7 protein-coding genes are annotated in these 9,383 nt (G+C 34.8%); 1 reads left to right on the top strand and 6 read right to left on the bottom strand.

What is annotated here, in order from left to right:
- Positions 1-109: 109 nt before the first annotated feature.
- The 4 genes from F6K40_RS19360 to F6K40_RS19345 form a co-directional block, all read right to left on the bottom strand.
- The gene (locus tag F6K40_RS19360) at positions 110-268 is read right to left on the bottom strand and encodes a hypothetical protein (RefSeq protein ID WP_293138731.1); all 159 of its coding nucleotides are present in this window, start codon (positions 266-268) and stop codon (positions 110-112) included.
- Between the two features lie 31 nt (positions 269-299).
- A complete protein-coding gene (locus F6K40_RS19355) occupies positions 300-1,205 on the bottom strand; it encodes a PD-(D/E)XK nuclease family protein (RefSeq protein WP_293138729.1) in 906 nt (301 codons plus the stop codon).
- Between the two features lie 433 nt (positions 1,206-1,638).
- Positions 1,639-3,633, bottom strand: a complete 1,995-nt coding sequence (locus tag F6K40_RS19350) for a P-loop NTPase family protein (RefSeq protein ID WP_293138727.1) — start codon at positions 3,631-3,633, stop codon at positions 1,639-1,641.
- A gap of 397 nt (positions 3,634-4,030) precedes the next feature.
- A complete protein-coding gene (locus tag F6K40_RS19345; protein ID WP_293138725.1) occupies positions 4,031-4,798 on the bottom strand; it encodes a hypothetical protein in 768 nt (255 codons plus the stop codon).
- Positions 4,799-5,929: 1,131 nt separating this feature from the next.
- Between F6K40_RS19345 and F6K40_RS19340 the strand changes: the two genes are divergently transcribed.
- A complete protein-coding gene (locus F6K40_RS19340; RefSeq protein WP_293138723.1) occupies positions 5,930-7,045 on the top strand; it encodes a ParB N-terminal domain-containing protein in 1,116 nt (371 codons plus the stop codon).
- 272 nt (positions 7,046-7,317) lie between these two features.
- Here the strand turns inward: F6K40_RS19340 and F6K40_RS19335 are convergent, their stop codons facing one another.
- Positions 7,318-8,265, bottom strand: coding sequence for a glycosyltransferase family 2 protein (locus F6K40_RS19335; protein WP_293138721.1), 948 nt, complete (start codon positions 8,263-8,265; stop codon positions 7,318-7,320).
- Between the two features lie 90 nt (positions 8,266-8,355).
- Entirely contained in the window at positions 8,356-9,288 is a 933-nt protein-coding gene (locus F6K40_RS19330; RefSeq protein WP_293138719.1) for a hypothetical protein, read from the bottom strand.
- Positions 9,289-9,383: the final 95 nt, after the last annotated feature.

The following is a 9,383-nucleotide window of genomic DNA, read 5'->3' as shown; positions in this document are numbered from 1 at the left end:
GTTAGAAACTCTCACCCTTAGAGCTGTATGTGCTGTAAGCTTTTATCAGTAATACTTTCAAGAATGAAAGTAAATCTTTTTTTTAGAATAACTTTGTACTCTCCAGTTATTAATCAGCTTTCCTTTTAATATCTAGCGATCGCATCCCTACCCCCAAAATACCAAATATCTGTAGGTTGGGTTGAGGTAACGAAACCCAACTTCTACCAAAATTAACTTTTACCAAGATTATATTTTGGATCGATCCTACTGATAAGTTGGGTTTCACTTCGTTCTACCCAACCTACTTTTTGTAATTTCTACTCAATCCTATCAAAAAAACTCTGACACCTTTCCCTCTGAGGACAAATATCACACAAATACTCATGCTCCGTCCGTGGAGGTGGATCAGGTTGAAACTCCTGCCATCTCAACCACTCCCGCATCTCCTCTAACTTGCTCGGAACTAAATTCTCCACCACATTTTCCAACTTTTCCCATGAGTAATGATACTCTCCCAACTCAGGTAAAACCCAATAAACAACAGCATCAACAGGCACCTTTTTCTTTTGCTTCAGTAAAAAACTATAGAGAGCAACCTCCATTAACTGAGACAATACTTCTACAGTTTCATAAGTTTGATAATGAACCATACACAAGCGACGAGACTCAAAATCAAAAATTAAATTATTAACTTTTCCCGTCAACTTTTGAGTCTTACCATCTGGTATTTTAAAAGTATAATCTACTGGTATTTCTGCCGGAATTAATGTGCGACGAACTACAACACTTTCATGGCAGTAACGTCGGTTTTTAACAATGATTTCAGATATATTAAAAATCAGTTTAGTTAATACCTGCCAAACTTGATATAGTGCCGTTGCTAAAGTAATATCTTTTTTAATTATTTTTTGTAAATAAGGAAAGAAAATCAATTCATAAAATAATTGTTGTATTTGATTAGCGATCGCTTCTACCAGCAACTCCTCAAATTGTCCTGCAAACAAAACTTGAATTCTAGATTCTTGCCGAATCATATTCATTAACTGATTAGCTAAGTCCAAAAAAACATTATCAATTTTTTGAATATAATCCTTTGTTAAAAATAGAATATCGCCTCCAAAACGCTGTTTCAAATAAAACAAACGAGGACAATTAAAAGCAACTTTAACATCATTAATACTAAATGACGGAGATTGTAATTGAGGTTTATTACTTATTGACATTTACAAATTATTTTGATTTTCCTGTTTTTTCAAACAATAAACATAACTATCACTTTAAGCATTCAGCTATCAGCTAGTCTCCTAGGTTGTAACTTCAGACTTCAGCTCAAGTCAAAACTATTGATTGATTTAGGTTGAAGTTTTATTAATTTTCTCACACTTTTTTGTAATGCTATAGCAATTTTTATGAATTATCAGTTTTATCTACTTTATATTAGACTTCTTGCAGAAGTCAGGGAATAGGGAATAGGGAATAGGGAATAGGGAATTAAATTGTTGATTTCATATCTTGAATTTATTTCATTTTTGATTTTTGGAGATGTCTATTAGTTGTAATCAATCATTCTAATAATCAATTATACATTCTTTGTTAAATAAGCGGTCATAATTCAGTAAACAAGCTGATAGCTGAATGCTCAAAGCTAATAGCTAATTAACCAGGAACAAAACAAACTAATTGTTCATCTAATTTTGATGTAGGAGCAATAACTTTTATTTTCTGTTCTCTCTCAAGCTCTGCAATTATTAGATCAATTTTTGAATGTTCTATTTTGACAAATTGACTTAGTGTATTTTCAATTATGCTGTTCCGTTCCATAAAACTTTTTTTTCTAATTAAACTTAACACAAAATCCTTTATCTCATCTAAATTTAGCTCATTTTGCTGTTCTTGAATATCTGCGGGCAAAACTACATACAAATCTTGTAATAAACTACAATTATTTAAAATTTGTGAATCACAAATTATCTCTTCTAACTCCTTCAAACTAATAATCTCACCTTCGATAACTAATTCATTAGCAAGAGTAGCATTCACCAAACTATGATATGTAGCCAAAAAATACACCGATTCCAAATTAGGTTTAATATGAAAATTTTTCGACCTACCTTTGAAAATTTTTCTATATATTTTATTGCTAAGATTTTTAGCATTTCCCACCTCAGCAGCTCTCAGTAAATATAAAGTTTGACACAATCTTTTATCCACAACTTTCTGGCAAGCATTCATAGTATTGTAAAAGCTATTCATATTTGAATCTTCCGTCCAAACCAAACCAATAACTTTTTCTCCATCTTGTTGTTTATAACTCAAAGAATAGCTAGCATACTTCCCAGTTAATAATTTAGTTTTTACCTCCTGAAATTGTAAAGCAGTTAATACTTCTTCTAACATCCGAATCAATTCTGGCGCTCCCAAATCAGTAATTTTGCTAATTTTTTTCTGAGTCTTTTTGTACTTGTCTTGCCAAATCAACTTAAAAGTCGCCAATTGTGTTTCTGGCTTTAAATCTTGAGTATTCTCTGTCTGATTTAATAATTTTAATTTGTACTGCTCATATTCCTTACGTCCCAACTCCAATATATTCCGAGGTAAAGTTCTCCCCCTAGGAAACTTCTGTTCTAATATTTCTTTTGACAAAGGAAATATAGTTGATTTAGGCTTTGGTTTTGCCTGGGAATGTAAATGATTTAAACGAGCAGCTAATATAGCTTCACCCTGTTCTAAAGTAATTGGTTTTAAATGAAAATCTCCAGCATTGACTCTAGCTTTATCCGCTGGTTGAATCAATGCAGCATTTTGTTTCCAGGTACTCGTAATAATACTAATAATTATCAGAAAATTTTGTGGATAGTGAGAATGAATACTAGAATTAACATTAAATAATGCTTGTAAATCCAAGGTTCCATTTAACAAGCGAGGAATATTATCAAGATTATCAAAACATAAAACAATAGGTTGAGATGCAGCCGAAATAACCCCCAAATTAGTAATAATTTTTTGGGCAGAATCTTCAGAATCTATACTACTTTTAATCCCCAAAGATTTTAGATCGCCCTCATCCAAATCATCTCCCCGTAACCACTCACAGGCAACAACACTATACTTGGGATCTAGTAGATGATAAAGAGCGCTAAAAAAATCATTAGGATTATAAATTCCAGAAGAGTAAATTGCCTTAAGATTTCTAATAAATACTCTTCTTTCACCAAGAATTTTTTTGAGCAAACTACTATTTTGGAAAGTCAATAAACTTTTAAGCCATAGTAACAATTGGGAATCTGTTTTACCCTCCGGAGTTTTCATCAGACAGTCAACAGTTTGTCGCAAAATATGTCGCCAAATATAATCGCTATCAGGCCAAGGATCGATATAGACAAAAAAAGCTTTAGTATTGAATAATTTTTTGATTCTCCCTAAAAGGTAACTTTTACCAGAACCAGAGTCACCCGTAAGTATCAAAGTACGGGGATGATGTTCCTGAGCAACCTGCTCCAGTACCGTTTCTATATCAGTGATAATATTTTGATGGATAGAATCAACATTTAGGCTAGGATTGGGTTGCTCTTGCCAAAAATTAATGGTATAAAGAGTTACGGGATCGAAAGGATTAAGTTCTGTTTGAATAATCTGATCTATAGATGCCATAGTGTAAATTATTAATTAATATTTTTAAGGATGGTTAGAAAATTACGATAACAGATATAGCGCTATGTGCAAGTTAGACGTCATAAATTAGAAGTCAAAATCAATCCCTGACAGACTTTGAGCATTTATAAATCCCCGCTTTTTGTAGTTAAGGAAGACCATAATTTTGCATTTGCAGGAAAATAATCATGAAAATTAAATAAAGAGCAAGGGTTTTCTCTATTCCCTAGTAATCCCTGAGTGACGCAAGAGCATTCATAAATGTCCGCTTTTTGTAGTTAAGGAAGACTAGAATTTTGCATTTGCAGGAAAATTAAATAAAGAGCAAGGGTTTTCTCTATTCCCTAATTTCAGGATTTTCCCTATTCCCTATTCCCTATTCCCTACTCCCTATTCCCTACTCCGTAATTATGAAAAACAAAGGTCCGCCAATATCTTGAGGGATACCTGCCTCAATTTGTTTTGCTGTATAGGAGCTTACCTCTTGTAGGGAACTTAATTCTATCTGGTCACTTCTTTCTAGACGGTAGAGTGATCGATCTAATTCTTCGCGAGATAAAGGAGGTTCTACCTTTTCTCGTAGATGAAAAATCGGCAAGTAGTTATCTGTACCTAGATTATGGTCTAGATCCCGAATTATAGCTAAAATTTCAGAGTCAGTGGTTTTTTTGCCTGATACCCTCGAAGATATCTTTTTTTCTTGCTTAGGGTAGTCAGGAGAAAGATTTGTACGCATTAACTGGAGGTAATCACTTAACATTTTCAACGAGATTTCTTTTGCCGTACTACGGGATGAATATTCTTGGCACAAAAATTGCTTTCCTGTTTCTGTTAGCCAAACTTCTTTGATTTTTTGAGCAACAACTTCAAGCAAACCTTGGTCTACCAAATCTGTAATCACAGCTTGTCTATAGGTAGCAGCTATACCAGTCTCCCCCGGAGCAACAGCACCCTTAGCACTAACCTTGAGCAATTTCAACTCTTCCTCAGTTAGTGACCTGACAGCTTTTTTACTATCTAGGAGTAATTTTCCCTGGGCTGATATATTAATTTTTGTAACCTCCCTTGTGAACTTTACTAAACCTCGATCACAAAGTTGATAACAGATTTCATCCCGTTCAGAAACCTTCATATCTGGCTCGGGTTGGATTTTACTAATAGACACTTGATAGTTTTTGTAGCCTAGTAATTTCAAAAGAAACTTAAGATATTTAATATTCATGTGATCGTCCCCTCCCTACTTGCAAAAATTAGCAAATTAATATTATTATTAACTAAGTAGGTAAACCTTGACTATTTTGTGCAAAAAAGTTACAAAATAATTTCAGCCAATTTAAGGGAATTATGCGATCGCGCCCTGACATGGCCAGAAAAAATTCTGCCGTCAGCTCCCAAAAGTTCAGAGTAATTTAAACTCATTGTCATTCCCAAGACTTGTGATCCGGCTACCTTTGCCTAATCAAGTTCTAGGACTAGAGCAATAACTTAACAGAAGTTGCTAAGAAGTTGTTTGAGAAGTATTGCATAGAACCGATGAATCCTAAAAACCTAACCCCCCTGCCTCCCAAAAATCCCCCCTGCCCCCCTTTGAAAGGGGGGATAGAGAATAGGGTTTCAAAGCCTCTCTCACTCATCAGGAGAGAGATTTGGAAAGAGGTTTTTATGAGTTGACAAACAACTTCTAAGTGTTTACTGAAAAATTGGGTTTAAAGCCTCGCCCTAGAAGGGTGACTTTTCATGTTATGATGAGATTTGTTTCAAAACCCGCCAAGTCTCATAAATACTCTAGAAAAGAAGATGTTTGTTGAAACTCACCCATGTTGAGAGCTGAACTAGGGAAGCTTATCTCTCAATGAGCAGTTCGCGCCATGAAGGCACAAATCTACGCCCACAAGAATTTTTGCTCTTGTCGCGGGAGGGCATTCCGAGACTCTAAAGGTCTGCGGAGGCAAGCGTAACCCACCCCTAAGAGGGGTGGGTGCAGCAGCATAAAAAACGTCAAGCTGCCCTTGAGCTAAGGCGAGGTTGTTTCCCCGCGCCTAACCGCCGGGGAGGATGTCAATATAAATCTGTTAGGCAGCACTAGGCAGTTCACTCACTCTGAACACCTAATTCTATTTAGTCAAATTGGGACGAAATTAGAATGTTTCCAATAGCTGGAAGAAGCAAAAATCCAGAATTTATCAAAAATGATAAAGAGGACTAATAAATTCGATATAATTGAGATCCTCCTGCTTAGACGGTATCAGTACAATACCTGTATTTGATTTTAGGAACCAAGGAAAGTTGTAAGCAAATGGTTTCAGGACAGCCAAAAAATCAACAAGAAGAGTTATCAGCACAACCAGTACGTTTGGAGTTGATTCCCATCTCCAAAATTACTGTACCAGAGTCTCAGGAGAGAGATATTTCTCCAGAAAGATATGAAGCTCTATTTGATAGCTTTGCAGATCGAGGTAGTAATTTGATACCACTACTTGTCAGATTAATGGATAACTACGACTCTGAACAGCAGTACGAAATCATTTATGGTGCTGATTGGTGTCAAGTTGCAAAAGAAATTGAAATCAAGGAACTATGGGCCTGGATTTATGAGATTACGGATGAACAAGTAGAGATGGCAAGAGCACAGATGGAGAAGTTAACTCAAGCAGCTATGCCAGAAACACAAAATTTCGATCCTCTAGTAGAACAACTTAAGGTATCATTTGATCGAAAGGTAGATTCTCTCACCCAAAAAATCGACCAATCAATTAATAAAAATGAGGAGGTTATCAAAAAACAAGTAAAATCTTTGCAGGTGCCAAGCACTGAGATTGCTCAAATTGAGCAGTTTCAAGAAATGATTACTAACCTAGAAAATTCAGTTCATAATAAGGTAGAAACATTGGCAAGAAAAATCGCAAGTTCAACAATTAAAAAGACAACATCTAATTTGAAAGGAGTGAAAATGGAATTATTATCAAAGCAGCTTGACGATCTTGATAAACAAATAGAGAAAAAACTGGAAGGGATGGTCAAAACAGTTAATCAGTTTGAGCAGTTAATTCAAGATATTGAAGATGACTTAAAAACTCAAGTATCAGCTGTGCGACGTCAATTGCAGGCAATACCAGAACTAGATTCTACCGTAGAAGTAGAAACTAAAACTGAGACACCACCCAAGGCAACGACTAAGAGCAAGCCAACTTCCACGTCTAGGTCTAAGGCGACTAGCACAAAAACAACTACTAGAAAGACTAAAGCTAGTTCAGCAGCTCAAGCGGAACCAGAAGTTCCCATTGATGACTATGATACTAAATCACTCAGACAACTTAAGAAAATTGCCCAAGAGCGGAAATTGCGTGGTTATGCGCGGATGAAACGCCCTGAAATTCTCAAAGCTCTTCGGGAAGCTGATGCTGCTAGCTAGTTAAGGCAATCTTAATCCGGAGGAGGGAGACTAAGTCTTAGGCGTTGCATCATCATGGGATGATTTTAATATGTACCCAAAAATTTGTCCTGAGATATCCATAGTTTCAGGATAAGCAAATTTAATAGATTTCTCCGAAAGTTACTCAAACTTCTGTAGTTACTAAGCTAAAACTCAGTTTCTGGAGATGTCTAATTATCATCCCCCAACTAAGCAACGCCCTAAATATTAGATAGTGCAGGCAACTTGCCTGCCTGATCAGCAGTATATTGTTAACTGCGTAGCCTACGTATCAAATTGAAAGCAAAATCGCGCATTTCTATAGGTAATATAGATAATGCTAGCCCAGTCCAAGCTCTTAGTGGGGAGAAAGATTTTTGTTTCCAAACCATCTGCCTTCCCTTTTGAGTTTGACCTATTTCAATCATTCGTAGTCCCAACATTAGCTGAGTTTCTGCTAGCCTTGACTTTCTAACTGACTCTAACTTACTCAACTCAAAATTAAATTGTTCTAAATAACTTAACTTATCAGTTAGATAAGGAATTGCTCTGTTAATTCCATGCTGTTCTGCATGAAAACGATATTCCATTAATTTTTCTGGCAAATAATAACCTGTTTTTCCTGCTAGGGCTAAACGGACAAATAGATCGTTATCTTCACAATTTTGTATATTAGGACGCATAAATCCTACTTCTTGTAGGGTTTGATTGCGGAATAATGTTGCGCCAATTTGAAAGCTTTGATGAATAAATACTATTTCTAGTAAATTGTTTACTATTCCTTCTGAAAGTTGAGTTCTACCCCATTTTTGAGAATTTAATTCGGTGACTTTTCGATCTCTTTGATTGTTAATATCAATAACCCAATGATCAGTTCCTACAAAATCAATACTTGGGTTTTGTTCTAGAATGAAAATCGTTTTTTCCAAAAAATCTGGGGTCAGACCATCATCATCATCAAATTTGATAAAGTATTCACCTGTTGCAGCATCAAAACCAGAGCGCATATTATTGCTTTTACCTATATTCTCTGGATGCCTAATATAACGAATTCTAGTATCATTCCATTGACTAACTACTTCAGCAGTATTATCTTTTGAACCATCATCAGTTATAATTAATTCAAAATCATTGTAAGTTTGATTCAAAACACTATTTACTGCATAAGGCAGCAAATTAGCTCTGTTATAAGTAGGGATACAAACGCTAACTTTTGCCATAATAAATTACTGAATTTATCCTATTTTATTTAATAAATAATTCATCTAATATTGAATTAGAACTTATTTTTAAAAGCTGCCTGATTATTACTAATTTACTAGAGATTCTGTGCCAGGAATATAACCAAATATCTGCTCTGAATATTTCAATATTTCCCGATTAAAAAATTGTTTGTACTTAGGATTATCAGATACTTTATGCCATCTGTTTAATACATCCATAGATGATGCTTTGCCATCAAAACTTTTTCCTTCAAATGAACTACCTCCACCTTGACTGGAAACCTTATCAATACCTGCATCAGAAAATTCCATGTGCAGTTTTTCGGCAATTTGTCGCCGATATTCAATGTCAGCAAACCATTGATTATAATTTATACAAATTTTGTTATGCTTGAGATAATTTGTTTCTCCTAAATACTCTTTGGCATAATCAAGCCATAAATCAACCATTGTTTTATTCTGAGAATTTACTGATAAAAAATCTGGCACTTTAGAAGAACTCTTTAATCTACTTGCCAAAAGATTAAAAGGGTCTCTAAGAATAAGTAAATCATACCTAATAGCACTTTTTCCTAAGTATAAGTCGTGGTTATGCTCAAATTTATCACTTGCAATTTGGTCTAAGGGAAAATCTTCATAGCTGTAGATCAAACAATCTCTTTTAATAAAATTTCCTTTAGCTTGTTGACGATAATTTTCTATTGCCCATTTATGTTGTGGAAAATTATCTTGGAGATTTTTATATTTGTAGCGGTAGGGGTTTTCATTAGCTAATACATTATTAAGAAATCCGACTTCACCAGTATGCTGACTTTTAACCCAGTTTATAATTGCATGGTTTCCAGTCCGCTTCATACCTGCTACTCTGATTTCCTTTTGATTAACTATTTCTGAAAGTTTGTCTTGCTGGGTAAGTATTCTGATAAAATCTTCAATATTATGTGCTAAATAACGCTTACCTTTTTTCAAAGCTAGATTGGGTTTTTTTAATGCTTTGACTATCAATGATTTGGCTGCCATAAAATCTATTCCTCAAATTAAAATATCAATATTATTGCTAATTTACTAGAGATTCTGTGCCAGGAATATGACCGAAGATTCGCTCTGAATACTCA

Source organism: Okeania sp. SIO3I5 (genome assembly GCF_010672085.1).
Classification (GTDB): Bacteria; Cyanobacteriota; Cyanobacteriia; order Cyanobacteriales; family Microcoleaceae; genus Trichodesmium.
This window is presented reverse-complemented; position numbering and strand designations above follow the sequence as displayed.